This window comes from Flavobacteriales bacterium, assembly GCA_016779995.1.
Taxonomy (GTDB): domain Bacteria; phylum Bacteroidota; class Bacteroidia; order Flavobacteriales; family UBA7312; genus UBA8444.
This window is the reverse complement of the sequence record JADHMO010000008.1, coordinates 12781-32219: the sequence shown is the minus strand read 5'-3', so window position 1 is coordinate 32219 and position 19439 is coordinate 12781. Positions and strand designations below refer to the sequence as shown.

The 19439-nt window shown below is 35.0% G+C and carries 14 protein-coding genes; 9 read left to right on the top strand and 5 right to left on the bottom strand.

What is annotated here, in order from left to right; genetic code table 11:
* Nucleotides 1–22: 22 nt before the first annotated feature.
* Entirely contained in the window at nt 23–1303 is a 1281-nt protein-coding gene (locus ISP71_06270; GenBank protein ID MBL6663692.1) for a hypothetical protein, read from the top strand.
* Here the strand turns inward: ISP71_06270 and ISP71_06265 are convergent, their stop codons facing one another.
* Nucleotides 1304–4672 (bottom strand): methylmalonyl-CoA mutase family protein, encoded by a 3369-nt coding sequence (locus ISP71_06265; GenBank protein MBL6663691.1) that lies wholly within the window; start codon nt 4670–4672, stop codon nt 1304–1306.
* A gap of 55 nt (nt 4673–4727) precedes the next feature.
* Here ISP71_06265 and hemG point away from each other — a divergent pair, with 55 nt between their 5' ends.
* Nucleotides 4728–6056 (top strand): protoporphyrinogen oxidase, encoded by a 1329-nt coding sequence (hemG, locus tag ISP71_06260; GenBank protein MBL6663690.1) that lies wholly within the window; start codon nt 4728–4730, stop codon nt 6054–6056.
* A gap of 15 nt (nt 6057–6071) precedes the next feature.
* Nucleotides 6072–8804 (top strand): T9SS type A sorting domain-containing protein, encoded by a 2733-nt coding sequence (locus ISP71_06255; GenBank protein ID MBL6663689.1) that lies wholly within the window; start codon nt 6072–6074, stop codon nt 8802–8804.
* Here ISP71_06255 and ISP71_06250 read toward each other — a convergent pair.
* Nucleotides 8801–11410 (bottom strand): valine--tRNA ligase, encoded by a 2610-nt coding sequence (locus tag ISP71_06250; protein MBL6663688.1) that lies wholly within the window; start codon nt 11408–11410, stop codon nt 8801–8803. The genes ISP71_06255 and ISP71_06250 overlap by 4 nt on opposite strands.
* Before the next feature lie 137 nt (nt 11411–11547).
* On the opposite strand from ISP71_06250, the gene ISP71_06245 reads away from it, so the two are divergent.
* The 3 genes from ISP71_06245 (at nt 11548) to ISP71_06235 (ending at nt 13753) form a co-directional block, all read left to right on the top strand.
* A complete protein-coding gene (locus ISP71_06245) occupies nt 11548–12006 on the top strand; it encodes a DUF1573 domain-containing protein (GenBank protein ID MBL6663687.1) in 459 nt (152 codons plus the stop codon).
* A gap of 68 nt (nt 12007–12074) precedes the next feature.
* The gene (locus ISP71_06240) at nt 12075–13274 is read left to right on the top strand and encodes a pyridoxal phosphate-dependent aminotransferase (GenBank protein ID MBL6663686.1); all 1200 of its coding nucleotides are present in this window, start codon (nt 12075–12077) and stop codon (nt 13272–13274) included.
* Entirely contained in the window at nt 13274–13753 is a 480-nt protein-coding gene (locus tag ISP71_06235) for a YkgJ family cysteine cluster protein (protein MBL6663685.1), read from the top strand. Before ISP71_06240 ends, ISP71_06235 begins: the two co-directional genes overlap by 1 nt.
* 3 nt (nt 13754–13756) lie before the next feature.
* Here the strand turns inward: ISP71_06235 and ISP71_06230 are convergent, their stop codons facing one another.
* Both ISP71_06230 and ISP71_06225 read right to left on the bottom strand, forming a co-directional pair.
* The gene (locus ISP71_06230) at nt 13757–14413 is read right to left on the bottom strand and encodes a phosphoadenylyl-sulfate reductase (protein MBL6663684.1); all 657 of its coding nucleotides are present in this window, start codon (nt 14411–14413) and stop codon (nt 13757–13759) included.
* Between the two features lie 106 nt (nt 14414–14519).
* Nucleotides 14520–15668, bottom strand: a complete 1149-nt coding sequence (locus ISP71_06225; protein MBL6663683.1) for a DUF1343 domain-containing protein — start codon at nt 15666–15668, stop codon at nt 14520–14522.
* Nucleotides 15669–15673: 5 nt separating this feature from the next.
* On the opposite strand from ISP71_06225, the gene ISP71_06220 reads away from it, so the two are divergent.
* From ISP71_06220 to ISP71_06210, 3 genes are all read left to right on the top strand, one after another.
* Nucleotides 15674–16891 carry an ABC transporter permease gene (locus ISP71_06220; protein ID MBL6663682.1) on the top strand — a complete coding sequence of 406 codons (1218 nt, stop codon included), beginning with the start codon at nt 15674–15676 and terminating at the stop codon, nt 16889–16891.
* A 30-nt stretch (nt 16892–16921) separates the two neighbouring features.
* The gene (locus tag ISP71_06215; protein MBL6663681.1) at nt 16922–17896 is read left to right on the top strand and encodes a cysteine synthase family protein; all 975 of its coding nucleotides are present in this window, start codon (nt 16922–16924) and stop codon (nt 17894–17896) included.
* 91 nt (nt 17897–17987) lie between these two features.
* Nucleotides 17988–19067, top strand: coding sequence for an acyl-CoA desaturase (locus ISP71_06210; protein ID MBL6663680.1), 1080 nt, complete (start codon nt 17988–17990; stop codon nt 19065–19067).
* Nucleotides 19068–19123: 56 nt separating this feature from the next.
* On the opposite strand, the gene ISP71_06205 is transcribed toward ISP71_06210, so the two are convergent.
* Nucleotides 19124–19432 carry a DUF3467 domain-containing protein gene (locus ISP71_06205; GenBank protein MBL6663679.1) on the bottom strand — a complete coding sequence of 103 codons (309 nt, stop codon included), beginning with the start codon at nt 19430–19432 and terminating at the stop codon, nt 19124–19126.
* Between the last annotated feature and the right edge of the window lie 7 nt (nt 19433–19439).

The following is a 19439-nucleotide window of genomic DNA, read 5'->3' as shown; positions in this document are numbered from 1 at the left end:
CTCTAAACCAAAACCTAAAACCATGAAAAATCGAAACTTACTTACTTTACTACTAATGATTGTATGTTATTCTCTATCGGCTCAAAAGTTTAGCGAGGGAATACAAAGCGATTATACATTTTCTGAAGGTAGTGTACCAGCAATTCAAATTCTGTTTGATAAGGTATCAAAAAATAATGTGGAAACTGCCACTAAGGAAGTTTTTAAAAAATACAATTCTAAACTAAGTGCAGTAAAAGATGTGGAAGATGAATTTCATATTTCAGATTTTATTTTAAAAGAAAATCAAAAACTTTCTAAAGGAAAAGTGAAAATTATTGAAACCAATGGCAATGCCACTATGTATGCTTTTTTCAAAACTAATGAGTCAATTGTATCTGAAGAACTAACACCAAATGATATTTCTCATTATAAAAACCTTGTTAAAACCATCGCAAAAAAAGCCGTTTTTAATGAGTATGAAATACTAATGAAAGAACGAGAAAAAGAACTTAAAGACGAAAAGAAAAAACTTAGTGATTTTGAGAAAGATGAAGCTAATGAACACAATAACATTGTAAAAAGCAATATTACTATCAAAAACTCCGAACAAGAAATAGAGCAACTAACATCTGCCATTAGCAACAAGGAACTAGCGATTTCAAAAAATAATGAACTACTAAAAGCTAAAGAAGGTGAAATAGCTGGTAAAAGTGTAAAATCTATAAACACCAGTATCTCAGATATTAAAAAGGAGAATAAATCATTGTATAAATCCATTGAAAAACACAAAGAAAATATAGCCGAAATAAAAGGCGAAATAGCTATTCTAAATTCCTCACTTAAAGGCAATGAAACTGAAAAAGTCAACTTAAAGTCAGCAGAAAATATAGATAAAAAGGCTAGAAAAAGACTAAAAGCATTAAATAAAGAAGGACTGAAAACCATAGGAGAAATTGAAGAAAATAAAATATTAGTCGCTAATGAAGAAAACAATATTTCCAATTTAGAAGCTGATATCAAAGCGAACAATTCTAACATTGAGCTTTTACAAACCGAAATAGTTGACCATAATGAAGGTGCTTTAGAAGAACAATTAAAATTAATTGAAAAAGAAGCTAAAAAGTTAAGTCAAGAAAAGAAAGACCTTGAAAAAAAGATGAAAAAAGCTAATGAAAAAATAAGCAGTAATAATGAGAAAATAAGAATGAGTGAAGAAAATATAAAATCACTTAAAGATTCTCAAGAAAAACAAAAAATGAATATTAAAGAATCACTTAAAAAATTAAACTCTACTAAGAGTTCAATGAAAGAGTATAAATAACTACATATTCCTTCTATACTGACCACCAACTTCAAATAGAGCATTCGTTATTTGCCCTAGTGAACAAATTTTTGCCGCCTCCATCATTACTTCAAAAATGTTTTGGTTTTGTATGGCTGAATGTTGTAAACTATCTATCTGATTTTTAGAATCTGAGGCGTTATTTGCTATTAATTGCTGAAGCATTTTTATCTGATATTCCTTTTCTTCTTGGGTAGCTCTAATTACTTCCGAAGGAATAATAGTAGGAGAGCCTTTAGAATTCAAAAAGGTATTTACTCCAATGATTGGAAACTCACCTGTATGTTTGAGCATTTCATAATGCATAGACTCTTCTTGAATCTTTGAGCGTTGATACATAGTTTCCATCGCACCAAGCACACCTCCCCTCTCTGTAATCCTTTCAAATTCAAGTAATACGGCTTCTTCAACTAAATCAGTTAGCTCTTCAATAATGAAAGAGCCTTGCAAAGGATTTTCGTTTTTAGCTAAACCTAACTCTTTGTTAATTATTAGCTGTATAGCCATAGCTCGTCTTACAGAGTCTTCTGTTGGTGTTGTGATAGCCTCATCATAAGCGTTAGTATGCAAAGAATTACAATTATCATAAATAGCATACAAAGCTTGAAGGGTTGTTCTGATATCATTAAAATCAATCTCTTGTGCGTGTAAAGAACGACCAGAAGTTTGAATATGATACTTTAACATTTGAGCACGTTCATTAGCTCCATAACGTTGCTTCATGGCCTTAGCCCAAATACGTCTAGCTACACGCCCAATAACAGCATATTCAGGGTCAATACCGTTTGAGAAAAAGAAGGATAAGTTTGGACCAAACTTATTAATATCCATACCACGACTCAAATAGTATTCCACATAGGTAAAGCCATTTGCTAGTGTAAAGGCTAATTGGGAAATTGGATTTGCACCAGCCTCTGCAATATGATAACCAGAAATCGACACAGAGTAGAAGTTTCTAATTTCTTTGTCAATGAAATACTGTTGAACATCGCCCATCATTCTAAGTGCAAATTCGGTAGAGAATATACACGTGTTTTGTGCTTGATCTTCTTTTAAGATATCAGCTTGAACAGTACCTCTTACTACTTTTAATGTATCATACTTAATTTTGTTATAGACATCTATGGGTAAAACTTGATCGCCAGTAACTCCTAACAACATCAAACCAAGTCCATCATTACCTTCTGGTAATTCTCCTTGATAAGATGGACGTTCCTTACCTTTATAAATAGCATCTATTTTTTTCTGAACTTCTTTTTCTAGCTGGTTTTCTTTAATGTACAGTTCGCATTGTTGATCTATAGCAGCATTCATAAAGTAAGCTAATAACATAGGCGCAGGGCCATTGATAGTCATAGATACAGATGTAGATGAAGAGCATAGATTAAAACCTGAATAAAGTTTTTTAGCATCGTCTAAACAACAGATAGAAACTCCTGCATTACCTATTTTTCCATAAATGTCAGGTCTATAATCAGGGTCATTTCCATAAAGCGTAACCGAATCAAAAGCTGTGGACAAACGTTTGGCAGGCATACCTAAACTGACATAATGAAAACGCTTATTAGTACGTTCAGGCCCACCCTCACCAGCAAACATTCTAGTAGGATCTTCCCCTTCTCTTTTAAAAGGAAAAATACCTGAAGTGAAAGGGAATTTACCAGGCAAATTCTCTTGCAATTGCCAATGCAATAAATCACCCCAAGACGAATATTTTGGAACAGATATTTTAGGAATTTGTGAACCAGACAAAGATTCTGTATGAGTTTGAATAGATATTTCTTTGTTACGGACTTTATAAATAAATTTCTCCTTTTTATAAGCTTGTTTTATATCATTCCAACCCTCTATGAGCAACATATTCTTAGGGTCTAATTCTAGAATTCGTTCATCATAAATCGCTTTCAATTGTTTTTTTAATTGCTCTTTATCCTTGGATTTTGATTGTTCTACAGATTGTATAGAAGCGTTAAGTGCATACAACTCTTGAGCAACTATTTTTTGTTGTTCAGCCCAGCTATCATAAGCTCTATTAGTATCAGCAATTTCAGCTAAATACCTATTTCTCTTAGGTGGTATTACAAATATCTTTTCAGACATTTCTTTACTTATTTCAAAAGATGAATCTAAAGAAGCACCCGTCTTTTCCACCACTTTATTAATCAGAGCTTTATAAAGAGAATTAGCACCAGGATCATTAAATTGAGATGCTATAGTTCCAAAAACTGGCATTTGATTAACATCAGTTTCAAATAACTTATGATTACGCTGATATTGTTTTTTTACATCTCTCAATGCATCTAAAGAACCTCTTTTATCAAATTTGTTAATCGCTATAATGTCAGCAAAATCTAACATATCAATCTTTTCCAACTGAGTGGCTGCTCCGTACTCTGGCGTCATAACATACAAAGAAGTATCAGAATGTTCTAATATTTCGGTATCAGACTGTCCTATTCCTGAAGTTTCTAAAATTATCAAGTCATAATTTGCAGCTTTGAGAATATCCAAAGCCTTATTGACATGTGCAGACAAGGCTAAATTAGCTTGTCTAGTTGCCAATGAACGCATATAAACTCTATTGTTTTTGATAGCATTCATACGAATTCTATCGCCCAAAAGTGCCCCGCCTGTTTTACGTTTTGAAGGGTCAACAGAAATGATAGCTAGTCGTTTGTCACTAAAGTCAATTAAAAAACGACGAACTAACTCATCTACTAAAGAGGACTTACCAGCACCACCTGTTCCAGTAATTCCTAATACCGGTGTTTTTGATTGGTCTGCTAACTTTTTGATGGCGTTTAATTCTTTTTCAGACTCTTTTGGAAAATTCTCAGCAGCAGAAATTAATCGAGCTATATTTTGAACATTTGATAAATCTTTGATACAATCTTGAACATCTTTGCCAGTTGGAAAATCTGATTTTTGAACTAAATCGTTTATCATGCCTTGTAGACCCATAGCTCTACCATCATCTGGATGGTAAATACGGCATATACCATAGTCTTGTAATTCTTTAATTTCTTCGGGCAAAATAGTTCCACCACCACCAGCAAAAATACGTATGTGTCCTGACCCTTTTTCCTGAAGTAAATCGTACATATACTTTAGGTACTCGGTATGTCCTCCTTGGTATGAGGTCATAGCAATGGCATTGGCATCTTCTTCAATAGCACAATTGACCACTTCTTCTACTGAGCGGTCATGCCCTAAATGTATAACTTCACATCCAGTAGCTTGAATGATACGACGCATAATATTTATAGCCGCATCATGTCCGTCAAAAAGACTAGCAGCCGTAACTATTCGGATTTTATTTTTAGGTTGGTATGGGTTCGGTTCTTGCATTTTTAAATAACTTGGGTATGCAAATATATATTTTCGGTGCTTATTTTGGCTAAATTTGCACATCGCTTCTATAAAAAAAAATACCGTTATTCTAGGCGCTGGCATTACTGGACTCAGCACAGCTCATTATTTATCACTAAAAAATGAAGATTTTTTAGTACTGGAAAAAAACAATAGAGTAGGTGGAAATATATCCTCAGAAATAAAAGAGGGTTTTATTGTAGAAAATGGTCCTAATACCGTTTTGCTAAACAACGATTCCATTATCAATCTCATCAAAGTTTATGACTTATGGGACACTATCAGCGTTCCAAAAGAATCAGCAGAGAGCAATAGGTATGTGTTATTGAATGATAAATTGCACCTTCTACCAAGAAATCCTTCAGAATTTTTTAAAAGTCCACTGTTGTCTTTGAAAGAAAAGTTAAGACTCTTTAAAGAACCATTCATTCAAAAGCATAAACAAAATACTTCTGTTGCCGATTTTGTAAAAACACGCTTTGGAGAAGGTATCTTACACCAATTCGTTGAACCTTTCGTGACAGGTATTTATTCTGGAAACACCCATAATATGAGTGCCAAACATACCCTTAAATTACTATGGGAAGCAGAACAAGAATATGGTAGCGTAATTAAAGGTATGGCTAAAAAAAAGAAAAAGTCCAAAGCCAAAATGTTTAACTTGCCTAATGGATTATCTCAATTAACAAATGCCATAGCTAAACAATTGAACGCTCACATTCAATTGGATTGTCAGATTAAAAAAATTGAAAAAAAGGATAACGGCTACATTATTGAGACAGCCAAGGATACCATAAGTTGTCAAAATATTATATCAACACTACCCGCCTATGCACTAGCCCATTATGTAAATAATGAAAGGCTAAAAAATTGCCTTGAAGATGTTGAATATGTTCCAGTTGATGTTTTTCATTTCGGTTTCAATAAAAGTGATATAAATAACCACTCTCAAGGTTTTGGTGTTTTGAGTAAGGCAAGTGACAAGAAACATTTTTTAGGAATTCTATTCAACAGTCGTATTTTCTCTCATGTTTCTCCAACAGAAAAAGAGCTATTCACCGTTATAGTTGGCGGTAGCAGACAAAAGGAGTTGTGTCAATTAGAACCCTCAAAATTAAAATCATTAGTACTTGAAGAATTTATGGAGTTAATGGAAGTAAACAATGAACCTATTTTCTCTAATCATTATAGGTATTCGAAGGGTATTCCTCAGTACAATTTAAATCATCAATCTCTTCTTGATGCTATTCAGAATTTTGAAAATAATAATCCTAATTTTTATATATTAGGGAACTATTTTGACGGTATTTCTGTTAGCGATAGTGTTTCAAAAGCTGATAATTTTATACAAACTAATTTCTAAACTTCCATTTCTATTATGAAGTCTTTTAAAGTTATTCTAAGTGTCACTGCAGTTATTTTGGCAATCTTTTTATTTATTCCAGAAAATAACACCCCTATTGATTTCAACAGTGTGTACAAAGCACCATCTGAATCTCCTAGAGCTAGAAAATCATGGGACGCTAAACGATTAACAAACAGTCAGGGTGTTGTACCCAAAAATATCAGAACCAAAGAATTGCGTTTTGCTCAAAGCTTGCCCAATGACCTCAATAATTCTAATCTTACTTGGACAGCAGAAGGCCCTTATAATGTAGGTGGAAGAACTAGAGCTTTGGCCTATGATGTTACAGATGAAAACACCCTAATTGCTGGCGGGGCATCTGGAGGAATTTGGCGCTCTACGGACTTAGGACAAAGTTGGAACAAAATGACGAGACATTTCCAACTGCATAATGTAACCTGTATTGCACAAGATACTAGACCAGGCAAAGAAAACATCTGGTACTATGGTACTGGAGAATTAGCAGGAAACTCAGCCTCTGGCGATGGAGCCTATTTTGATGGTAATGGTATTTACAAGTCTATTGACAACGGCTTGACATGGGATTCTATAAGCTCTACCGCGGACAATAACCCTGCAGGAGGGTTTAATGTTTTTGATTTTGCTTGGAATATTGCTTTAGACCCTTCAAATCTTGATGAAGATGAAATGTACATGGCAACCTACGGTAGTATTTTACGCTCCGTAGATGGCGGAGAAAGTTGGCTGGAAGAGGTGGGCGGTGGAAATGCCTATTACACTAATGTGGATATTACTTCTGAAGGAGTAGTGTATGCCACACTTAGCTCTGATGGAACAGGTAAAGGAATATGGCGTTCTGCAGATGGTATGGAATGGACGAATATTATTCCTGATGGATTTGGAAATGTATATGGAAGAACAGCAATAGGAATAAATCCTTCTAATGAGAACGAGGTGTATTTCTTAACCGCAGAAACTGAAAATTCTGGACAATACACCAATACCTTTTTTGGAGGAGAAACCTGGACATCCTTTTGGAAATATACCTACCTGTGTGGTGATGGTAATGACACTTGTGGAAACTGGGTAAATCTTTCAGCTAATATACCAGCTAATCGCCCCACTACCTTTGATAATTTTAATGCTCAAGGTGGATACGATTTATTAGTGAAAGTAAAACCTGATGAGCCAAATGTAGTGTTTATTGGAGGCACGAACTTGTGGCGTTCAACAGACGGTTTTACTTCTGACAGTAATACTGTTCAGATAGGTGGCTACTTTGAAGGCTCTGACCATGGCTACGGAAACTGGGATATTTATAGCAAACATCATCCAGACCAACACGACCTTTTATTTTTACCTTCTGACAACAATATTATTTTGAGTGCAAATGATGGCGGTGTTTATAAATCTACAAACTGCATGGCTAGTCCACACTTATGGCAAAGTCTTAACAACGGCTACCAAACTACTCAATTGTATGCGGTAAACTTTGGAAAAGGAACAAGTGACTTAATAGTTGGAGGATTTCAAGATAATGGAAATTTTATCACTATCAGTGATGATGAAACAGACAGTTGGGTGATGCCTTTTAATGGCGATGGATGTTATAGCGTGGTCGCTGATAATGAAGAAGATTTCTACCTTCAAATTCAAAGAGGCGTATTATTCAAAATGAAATTAAATGCTCAAGGTCAAGTAATGGCTTATAACAGAATGGACCCACTAGATGCCGATACTTCGGATTATGATTTTATCAATTATTTGGTTATGGACCCCAATGATGATGACATCATTTATTTCAATAACAATACAACGCTTTGGAGAAATAATGATGCTGGTAATTATCCATATAACAATTCAAAAGAAAGAACAAATATTGGTTGGGAAGCCTTTACAGATACATCTTTAAATCCCATCAGTTGTATGGACGTGTCTACTTCTCCTGCTAATACGGTTTACTTGGGAACACAGAGAAGTTTAGTTTACAGAATAGATAATGCAAATGTTGGAGACCCTGAGTTAGTACAATTATCTAGCCTTGGAATTGGAAATAATAAATACATCTCTGCAGTAGAAGTTGACCCTACTAATTCTGACCGTGTATTGGTGTTAGCCTCCAATTATTCTACTTACAGTATTGTTTTTACAGACAATGGTGGACAAAGCTGGAAAAGAGTTGCTGGAAACTTAGAGGATAATATTGCAGGTGGTGGTAATGGCCCATCTATGCGTACTGCTGAAATTGCTGTCCTAGGAAGTGATACCTTGTACATTGTAGGAGGAAGTACTGGACTATACGCTACGGATAAACTCGAAGGTTATGATACCGAATGGACGCAAATAGGAACTGAAATAATAGGAAATGTAGTTGTAGAAAATATACGCTACAGAGAAAGTGATGGTAAACTTATTGTTGGAACTCATGGTACTGGCGTTTATTCAACTATTATAACATCCATTTATGATGTCTTTCCAGATTTAGTTGGCGTTCAAGAGGTAGATGATAAGACAAAGGTTAGTGTTTTTCCTAACCCAGCAAAAGACAAAGCTATTGTTGAATGGTCAAACGATATTGTTGTCAATAGAATAATAGTATCAGATGCTAGTGGAAAGATTGTTCTTAGTCAAAAAACAACTACTAATTCGTTTCAATTGCAAACATCTAATTGGGAGAAAGGAATTTACTTTATTACTCTTAAGGGAGAACAAGTAGAACAGACTCAAAAACTAGTTATCAACTAAGAGATAGCTTTAATCTGCTCTTGTAAAACAGCAATCTTTGCTTCGGCATCCGATTGCTTTTTTCTTTCCATTGCAACAACTTGTTCAGGAGCATTGTTCACAAAACGTTCATTAGAAAGCTTGCCCATTACTGACTTTAAAAAGCCTTGAGTATAATCCAACTCTGAGCGTAATTTTTCTAGCTCTGCTCCAACATCTATATTATCCGATAATGGCACAAAAAATTCGTTGGACTTCACCCTAAAAGAAAATGCTCCTTCAATAGTATCTGAGGTGTATGACAGTTCAGATAAATTGGCAAGTCGTGAAACCAAAGCGTCCGTTGACTTGGAAGTAGCTTCATTAGTCTTAATGAATAATTTTAGACTGTCTTTATTCGGTATTTGTTTATCTTTTCTTATTGTACGAATTGCAGAAACTATTTCAGTAGCGTAGTCAAAGTTAGAAAGAACATCATTTTTAATAGAAGAAGTCTTTGGCCATTCAGAAACAATAATATCTTCTGACCTGTTGGCTAAAAGATGCCATATTTCTTCGGTTAGGAAAGGCATAAAAGGATGCAATAGCTTCAATAAATTTTCCATTAAGCTAATGGTATTGTCTAAAGTTTTACTATCGATAGGCTTTTGATAATCTGGCTTAATAGACTCCAAATACCATGAACAGAAGTCGTCCCATACCAATCGATATGTTAGCATTAAAGCCTCTGAAATTCTATATTTGGAATAGGCATCATTAATTAATTCTAATGTATGCTGAAATTTATTTTCGAACCATTCAACTGCTATTTTAGAGGATTCTGGTTGTTCTATATCAGCAACTTCCCATCCTTTAATGAGGCGAGTAGCATTCCATATTTTATTGGAGAAGTTTCTACCCTGCTCGCATAAAGATTCATCAAATGGCAAGTCATTACCTGCTGGAGAAGATAAAAGCATACCTACTCTAACGCCATCCGCTCCATATTTCTCAATAAGTTCAATAGGGTCAGGTGAATTTCCAAGTGATTTAGACATCTTTCTACCTTGCTTATCACGTACAATTCCTGTCAGATAAACATTTTTAAAAGGCAAATCTCCTTTGTACTCGTAACCAGACATTATCATTCGAGCTACCCAAAAGAATAAAATCTCAGGAGCTGTTACCAAATCATTAGTAGGATAATAGTAGTTTATTTCTTCATTATCAGGATTTCTTATTCCATCAAAAACAGAGATAGGCCATAACCATGATGAAAACCAAGTATCCAATACATCTTCATCTTGTCTTAAATCAGAAATAGTAATGTCGGGCTTAATCTTTTGAGCCTCTGCTAGTGCTTCTCCAATTGATTCGGCTACTACATAATTATTACCATCATAATAATAAGCTGGAATTTGTTGCCCCCACCACAATTGTCTAGAAACACACCAATCTTTGATGTTTTCCATCCAGTGTCGGTAGGTATTTTTAAATTTTTCAGGATGGAATTTTATAGTGTCATTCATGACATTTTCTAAAGCTGGTTTAGAAAAGTTTTCCATTTTGAAAAACCACTGCATAGATAACTTAGGTTCTATGACAACATCCGTTCTTTCAGAAAAACCAACTTTATTAACTAAACTTTCCACCTCAACCAAATGCTTAGTTTTTTCTAACTCTTGAGCTATTTCTTTTCTTACAACAAATCGGTCCTTTCCTACAAATAATTGAGCAGATTCATTAAGTGTACCGTCATCGTTGAGTATATCTATGACTTCTAAATTATGTTTATCACCAAGCTGATAATCATTGATATCATGAGCAGGAGTAACTTTCAATGCTCCTGTACCAAACTCCATATCAACATAGTCATCAAAAATAATGGGTACAGAACGGTTAATAAGTGGCACAATGGCATTTTTGCCCTTGAGGTGGGCGTAACGTTCATCATTAGGATTGACACAAATGGCACTATCACCCAATATTGTTTCTGGACGAGTTGTGGCAACCGTTAAATATTCTTCAGTACCCTCAATTTTATAGCGTATGTGGTATAAATTAGATTGCACTTCCTTGTGAATCACCTCCTCGTCAGAAAGAGCAGTTTGTGCGCTTGGGTCCCAATTGACCATTCTTACGCCTCTATATATCAACCCTTTTCGGTGTAAATCAACAAATACCTTGATGACAGATTCACTCATATCATCGTCCATAGTAAACTTTGTTCTATTCCAATCACAAGAAGCCCCTAACTTTTTAAGTTGTTCGAGGATAATTCCACCGTGCTTTTCTTTCCACTCCCAAGCGTGAGTCATAAACTCCTCTCTGCTTAAGTCGGATTTGTCGATACCTTCGTTCGCTAACTTCTGTACAACCTTAGCTTCTGTTGCAATTGAAGCGTGATCCGTACCAGGCACCCAACACGCATTAAAACCTTGCATACGAGCTTTGCGAATTAATACATCTTGCAAGGTGTTATTTAACATATGCCCCATGTGAAGAACTCCCGTTACATTGGGTGGTGGAATGACTATGGTGTAAGCCTCTCTACTGTCTGGAATAGAATTAAAATAACCTTTTGCCAACCAATGGTCGTACCACTTTGCTTCAGCACTATTCGAATCGTATGTTTTTGGAATACTCATTTATATATATGTAATCGGATTGCCAAAAATAATATTTTAGACCTAAAATTGCTTAGATAAATAAGATAATTAGAATACAATAATTTGTTACATTTGTTGTTCTTATTTGTATAATGAATCAAAACATATATTTAAAGATGAAAAAGATATTTCTAGCAATAGCATTAATCAGTGGTTTTATGGTAGCACAAGCACAAACTAAAGCGCCTAATGAACAACAAGCTGTAAATGGTCCAAAGATGGAATTTGAAACCTCAGTTATGGATTATGGTCTTATCGAGCATAATGCAGATGGTAAAAGAGAATTTGTTTTGACTAATACAGGAAATGCACCTCTTATAATTTCTAATGCTAAAGGTAGTTGTGGATGTACTGTCCCTACTTGGCCAAAAGCACCAATTGCACCTGGCGAGTCTGCAACTATTGGAGTTAAATATGCTACTAACAGAATTGGAAAATTTACAAAAACAATTACGTTAACAACAAACGCTCCAGAAAAAACAAAGATTTTGACTATTAAAGGTGAAGTGAAAAAGCCTGTTGAAGCTCCAGCTGCACCGACAAAACCAAAAACTTCGGTTTTAGAAGTTAAATAATATAGAATTTCTGTTTTAAACTAATACCAACGCCCCCTTAATTGGGGGTGTTTTTTTATTCGATAGTTATGCCAAACATCTCTAATAAAGGCACAAAAATGCCTGAATCACCAATACGAAAGTTAGTTCCTTTTGCTGAAGGTGCTAAAAAAAAGGGTAAAACGGTATTTCACCTCAACATAGGCCAACCCGATATAGAATCACCCAAATTGGCACTTGACGCCATACATAATTTCAATCATAAGGTGGTAGAGTATAGCCATTCGGCAGGCTTTGAAAGCTATAGAAAAGGCTTAGCAACTTATTACCAAAAATTAGGAATTGACATAGACTACCATGACGTTATGGTAACGACTGGTGGCTCTGAAGCCTTGCTGTTTGGACTAAATTCCTGTTTAGACAATGGCGATGAAATCATAATTCCAGAACCTTTCTACGCCAATTACAACGGTTTCTCAATTTCTGCAGGGGTAAAGGTTAAGCCCATTACAACAAGCATTAATGATGGCTTTGCCCTACCTGCTATAGAAGAATTTGAAAAACTGATTACGCCTCAAACCAAAGCTATTATGATATGCAACCCAGGTAATCCTACTGGCTATTTGTATTCAAAAGAAGAATTAGAAACATTAAGAGATATCGTTATAAAACACGACTTATTTTTGTTTGCTGACGAAGTTTACAGAGAGTTTTGCTACGATGGTAACACACACCATTCTGTATTGAACATTGAAGGCTTGGAACAACACGCCGTAGTTATAGATTCTACTTCTAAACGATACAGCATGTGTGGTATTCGTGTGGGCTGTTTGATTTCTAAGAATAAAGAGCTTATGGCGACGGCCTTAAAATTTGCTCAAGCCCGTTTGTCACCACCAACCTTTGGTCAAGTAGCTGGTGAAGCGGCACTTAGTACACCTCAATCTTATTTTGATGAAGTCAGTACGGAGTATGTTCAACGTAGAGATTTACTGATAGAAGGGCTGAATAAAATAGAAGGCGTGATATGTCCAAAACCTAAAGGAGCCTTTTATTGCATCGCTCAATTGCCGGTTGATAATGCCGATAAATTCGCTCAATGGCTATTGGAAGAATTTGACCATGAAGGCAAAACGCTTATGGTAGCACCAGCAGCAGGTTTTTATTCTACACCTAATACGGGAACAAATCAAGTGCGTATTGCTTATGTACTGAACCAAGAAGCCCTTACTCAAGCTATTGTTTGTTTAGAAAAAGCTCTTGAAGTTTATCCGGGAAGAATAAGCTAATGGACTTAGAGAAACACCGAGCTCTAGTCCGACAAAAAGCGAAAGAAAACAAAAAGTTCTTTCAAAAACTCAAAGGCGTAAAACCCAAAGTCTTAGACCAAAAAATGCACCAATTGCATGAAGAAGTCTTTGCTTGTACCGATTGTTTGGAGTGTGCCAACTGCTGTAGCACTACAGGGCCATTATTTACCGATAAAGACATTGGCCGAATAGCCAAACACCTCCGAATAAAACCTTCAGAATTTACCGAGAAGTACTTAAGAATAGACGAAGACAAAGACTACGTTTTACAGCAAGTTCCCTGTGCTTTTCTTGGGAAAGATAATAGATGCAGTATTTATGACGTACGCCCAAAGGCTTGTCGTGAGTTCCCACACACCGACCGAATAAAACAACACCAAATACTCAACTTAACTCAAAAAAATGTGGCGGTTTGCCCAGCGGTTTACGAAATTGTGGAGAAACTTAAATCCATTTAGACTTTACAAATGCAATCCACATTCTGTTTTGTCTAAGCCTTCCCACCTGCCAGAACGGTTTTTTCCAGCCTTAGTACAATGTGTACAGCCAATAGATTCGTAACCTTTTGCGAACAAAGGATGAGCTGGTAAGCTTTTAGACTGAATAAATTCATCTCTAGTATCAACATCCATATCGAGTAAAGGGTGAAATTTGATGATATTGGGCTTTTGTTCAAACAAAGACATACGGCTTCTGTTGGTTGTTTGCCACATCATGACACCACTGACCCAAACTTTATGCTCCTGCTTGATTTTTTCTAATGGTTGAACCCTATTAAAATAACAACATTCGTTTGGTTTATGTAGCCACAGCTCTTGTTCACTGCACTTAAGTTGAACTTCGACCTTTGCCGAAATACTCACTACATTTAAATTAAAAAGATTGGTGAGATAGTCTTTATACTCTATCGTTTCATCAAAATGATGACCTGTATCAATAAAATAGATAGGTTGGGAATTATTAACTTCAGAAATTACTTTAAGTAAAATAGCTGAATAAGCCGAAAATGCAGAAGTCAGCATGATGTCATTGGCATCAAAATCTTTGTACAATTCCTCTACTCTTTTGTAAATGGAATATGAACTATAACGTTCATTGTAAGCTTTTAAATTGGGCATTAATTCAGTTTTAAACAATGAAAAATAAATTTTCAAATCATAAAAAAACTAAATAAAGGTTGAGCTAAAATAGCAATGAATATTGCTCTACAAATATAAAAAAACCTTATTGGTAAATAAGATAGGTATTTCTCATCTGTTCAAATTCTAGCAATTCTTCAGACCAACTTTGTCTAATTTCTTCTTCAGATTTTCCTTCAATAACGGATAACCTTAAAGTATTTCCACCAGCTAGTTTATCAAAGAAAGCATTGAAAAAGTCTTCTTTTTTTGGACATGCTTTATAGGCATCTATTAGAAAAGACAAATCTAATTGGCTGAGTGTAGCAAATTGGCTCAAATCTTGACCATAACATCTTTCTCCCTCATGTTTAGGATACTTGGCTCCTGCCCCGCTTTCTGGCACGAATGAATAATCGCTATCTAGATAAGGTGCGCCATAGTGCTGAAAAGGTAAATCTGTCCCTCTACCTACGCTTATAGTGGTTCCTTCAAACAAACATAAAGAGGGGTATAAATTGACAGCTTGAGCATTGGGCAAATTGGGTGATGGCTTTATCGGTAAATCGTATGGCATTTGCTTGTTATATCCCAACATAGGAATAACTGTTAATTCACATGCTACACTATCCGTTAGCCACTTCTCGCCATTTATCATTTGAGCATACTCGCCAATAGTCATACCGTGAACGATAGGTATGGGGTGCATCCCTACAAAAGAACGATAAGCAGTATCTAAAATAGGGCCATCAATATAGTGTCCATTGGGGTTAGGTCTATCCAAAACAATTAATGGAATATTGTTTTCTGCTGCCGCCTCCATCACATAATGCAAGGTCGAGATATAGGTATAAAAACGAGCACCTACATCTTGTATGTCAAACACTAATATTTCAATTCCTTCTAATTGTGAAGGACTCGGTTTTTTATTGCTCCCATACAAGGATATGATAGGAAGTCCTGTTTGTTCGTCAATTCCACTTTCTATGTGAGCACCTGCATCGGCAGTTCCTCTAAAACCGTGTTCTGGACTAAAGACTTTAAGCACTTGAAGCTTTGCGCTCAACAAAGAATCTACCAAATGTGTGGTTCCAATAAGAGAGCTTTGATTGCCTACTACACCAATAGCCTTATCCTTTAGTAATGGAAAATACTTAGCAGTTCTCTCTGCACCAACTTGCAAACTTTCATTTGCACTTGAACAATGTAAAAAGACCAAAAGGCAAAGGAATAAATGTTTAATTTTATAGCGCATAATTTATGAATGTATCATTTTTCATAGCCCAACGACTTATTGGCAAAAACGAACACCGTTTTTCTCGACCTGTTATTCGCATAGCTATTACAGCTATTGCTTTAAGTCTAACGGTTATGTTGATGTCGCTTGCTATCATAAAAGGTTTTCAAAACGAAATTACGGACAAAGTTATTGGTTTCAGTTCTCATATTCAAGTGAGTAATTTCAGTAACGGAAACTCCTACGAATCTACGCTTTTAAAACATACAGACTCCTTAAAACTATCTCTTTCAAAGATAAAAGGCATAAAACATATTCAATCCTATGCTACCAAAGCTGGTATTATTAAAACCGATAATGAAATTCAGGGAGTAGTACTGAAAGGTCTAAGTAGTGATTTTGATACCACATTTATAAAAAACATCTTAACACAAGGCAAGATACCATCTTTTGGAAGGCATAAAAAGTCTAATACAGTATTGATTTCTCAAACTATAGCCAATCAATTGAATCTAAACATTGGGGATGACTTTCAAATGTACTTTATCCAACAACCCGTTAGAGTTCGTCAATTTAAGATTGCAGGTATTTATGATAGTGGCGTTGCTGAATTTGACGAAATGCTAGTCTTAGGAGATATTGGACACATTCAGAAACTCAATAAATGGTCAGCAAATGATGTAGGAGGGTTAGAAATACAACTTCATGATTTTGAAGATTTAGAAAAGATAAATCAAGAAGTTTATTCCAATATAGGTTTTGATTTAAACGCTAGAACTGTTATTGATAATAACCCTCAGCTTTTTGATTGGCTTGATTTACAAAATATGAATGTTAGGGTTATACTAATCCTTATGCTAATTGTTGGGGCAATAAACATGATAACGGCCTTATTTATTCTTATTTTGGAGCAGTCTCAACTCATTGGTACACTAAAAGCTTTAGGAAGCCAAAACTGGCACATTAGAAAAGTGTTTATATATCATTCATTATACTTAATTCTAAGAGGCATGTTTTGGGGCAACTTAATAGGACTGAGCCTTTGTTGGATTCAGAAACAATTTCAAATTTTGGAATTAGATAAGAGCACTTATTATATGTCTTATGTACCCATTGACCTCAATATTGCTCATATTCTTGCATTAAATATAGGCACCTTCATTGTATGTTGGCTAATGCTTATTATTCCATCTTATTTAATCAGTAAAATAAATCCCATTAAAGCGATTCGATTTGAATAATAAAAGAAACATTAATGGTAAATTTGTACTATGAATTTTTATAATCACATTATAGAAACTATTGGTAATACCCCAATGGTAAAATTGAACAAAGTAGTTGATACAGAAGCTCTTGTTTTGGCTAAGGTAGAAAGTTTTAATCCTGGACATTCTACTAAGGACAGAATGGCTTTAAAAATGATTGAAGATGCAGAGAAAGCTGGACTTCTTAAAGAAGGTGGCACAGTAATTGAAGGCACTTCTGGCAATACTGGTATGGGCTTAGCTTTGGCTTGTATTCAGAAAGGATACAAACTCATTTGCACCATTTCAGATAAGCAGTCCAAAGAAAAAATGGATATTCTAAAAGCTATGGGTGCAGAGGTTTACGTTTGCCCAACTAATGTAGCTCCAGAACACCCCGAATCATACTACTCTGTTGCTAAACGTCTAAATGAAGAAATTCCAAACTCATTTTATCCCAATCAATACGATAATCTATCCAATAGATTAGCGCATTACGAATCCACTGGCCCTGAGATATGGGAACAAACAGATGGCAAAATCACCCATTTTATTGTTGGTGTTGGAACTGGCGGAACTATTTCAGGTATTGCAAAATTTCTCAAAGAAAAAAATTCAAAAATTAAAATTTGGGGTGTCGATTCTTACGGTTCTGTTTACAAAAAATATCATGAGACAGGAGAGTTTGATGAAAATGAGATTTATTCTTATATCACTGAAGGAATTGGAGAAGATATTTTGCCTAAAAATGTAGACTTTGACCTCATTGACCATTTTGAAAAAGTAACTGATAAAGATGGCGCTATCTATGCCCGTCGTTTAGCTAAAGAAGAAGGTATTTTTGCCGGATACTCATGTGGCAGTGCTATTGCTGGACTAAATCAGCTAAAAAGTCAACTGAAAAAAGATGATGTTGTCGTCGTACTATTACATGACCATGGAAGCAGATATGTTGGCAAGATATTTAACGATGATTGGATGAGAGAACAAAAGTTCATATAATAGTTAATAAACTATTTTAAATCATAAATAAGTCCATCTTTTAATGTGTATATTTACACTTTCTTAATTGAAGACGAACGAAAATATAATAATGAAGACTGCAAAATTCGATAAAAACCATTCTAAAGAATTCATTACTGAACTTAGAAAATCGGTTGATGAATATTTCAAAAAAAACAATAAAACAAGATTTGGTAATACTAACATGGTATTCAAAAGCATATTTATGCTTTCATTATACTATATTCCTTATGGTGTAGCTATTTCTGGTGTAGTAACAAATAATTGGATTTATTGGTTGCTTTGGGTATGTATGGGCGTAGGTATGTCAGGAATTGGACTTTCCATAATGCACGATGCTAATCACGGTTCATATTCAAAAAATAAAGTTGTGAATAGACTTTTTGGCATTACATTAAATCTAATGGGAGGAAGTGCTAAAAACTGGCGCATTCAACACAATAGATTGCATCATACTTTTACCAATGTTCACGAAATGGATCCCGATGTAAGCCCAATGGGATTACTTCGTTTTTCTCCTGATGCTCCCTTAAAAAGGATTCACAAACTACAACATATTTATGCTTGGTTCTTTTATGGTCTAATGACAATTTCGTGGGCTACAAATAAGGAGTTTAAACAACTAAATGATTTTAAAAAGGACGGTTTCATAAGTAAAAAAGAATACACACCATTAATGCTTGAAATGGTTGCTTGGAAAATTATTTATTACGCCTATATGTTTGTTATCCCTTACTTCATTGTTGGAGGTATTTCATTTGGGTTTTGGTTATTATGTTTTTTCAGTCTTCACTTTGTAGCGGGCTTTATTTTAGCTACCATTTTTCAAACGGCTCATATTATGCCAGAGTGCGATTATCCAGTAGCCAATGAAGAAGGAACAATTGAAAACAATTGGGCAATACACCAATTACAAACTACTTCTAATTACGCTCCTACAAGTCGATTTTTCTCTTGGTTTGTTGGAGGATTAAATTTTCAAGTTGAGCACCATTTATTTCCCAATATTTGTCACGTTCACTACAAGAACATTTCTCATATCGTAAAAGAAAAAGCTGAAAAGCATGGGTTACCATATTATAGTCAGAAAAGCTATATTCAGGCAATTATAGAACACACTAAAATGCTTAAATCTTTAGGACAAGCTTAAATTTTATAAAAGAATAGGACATAAAAAAACCACTCTATGAGTGGTTTTTTTATTGTTTATGCTTCAGCTGTTGGCCCACTAAAACTTAGTGGAATGTTGCTTTGAGTATCAACATTCTTGATTGAACCGTGTTGAGCTTCAAATTTAGATACGTTATCATTAAGAGCTTTTAAAAGACGCTTGGCGTGTTGTGGTGTCAAAACAATTCTTGATTTAACTTTTGCCTTAGGCACACCAGGCATAACCTTAATAAAATCGACAACAAATTCCGAGGGTGAATGGTTTATTATAGCCAAATTGCTATATATACCTTCAGCTACCTCTTCGGTCAGCTCAATATTAAGTCCCTTTTTATCTTCAGCCATATTGAAA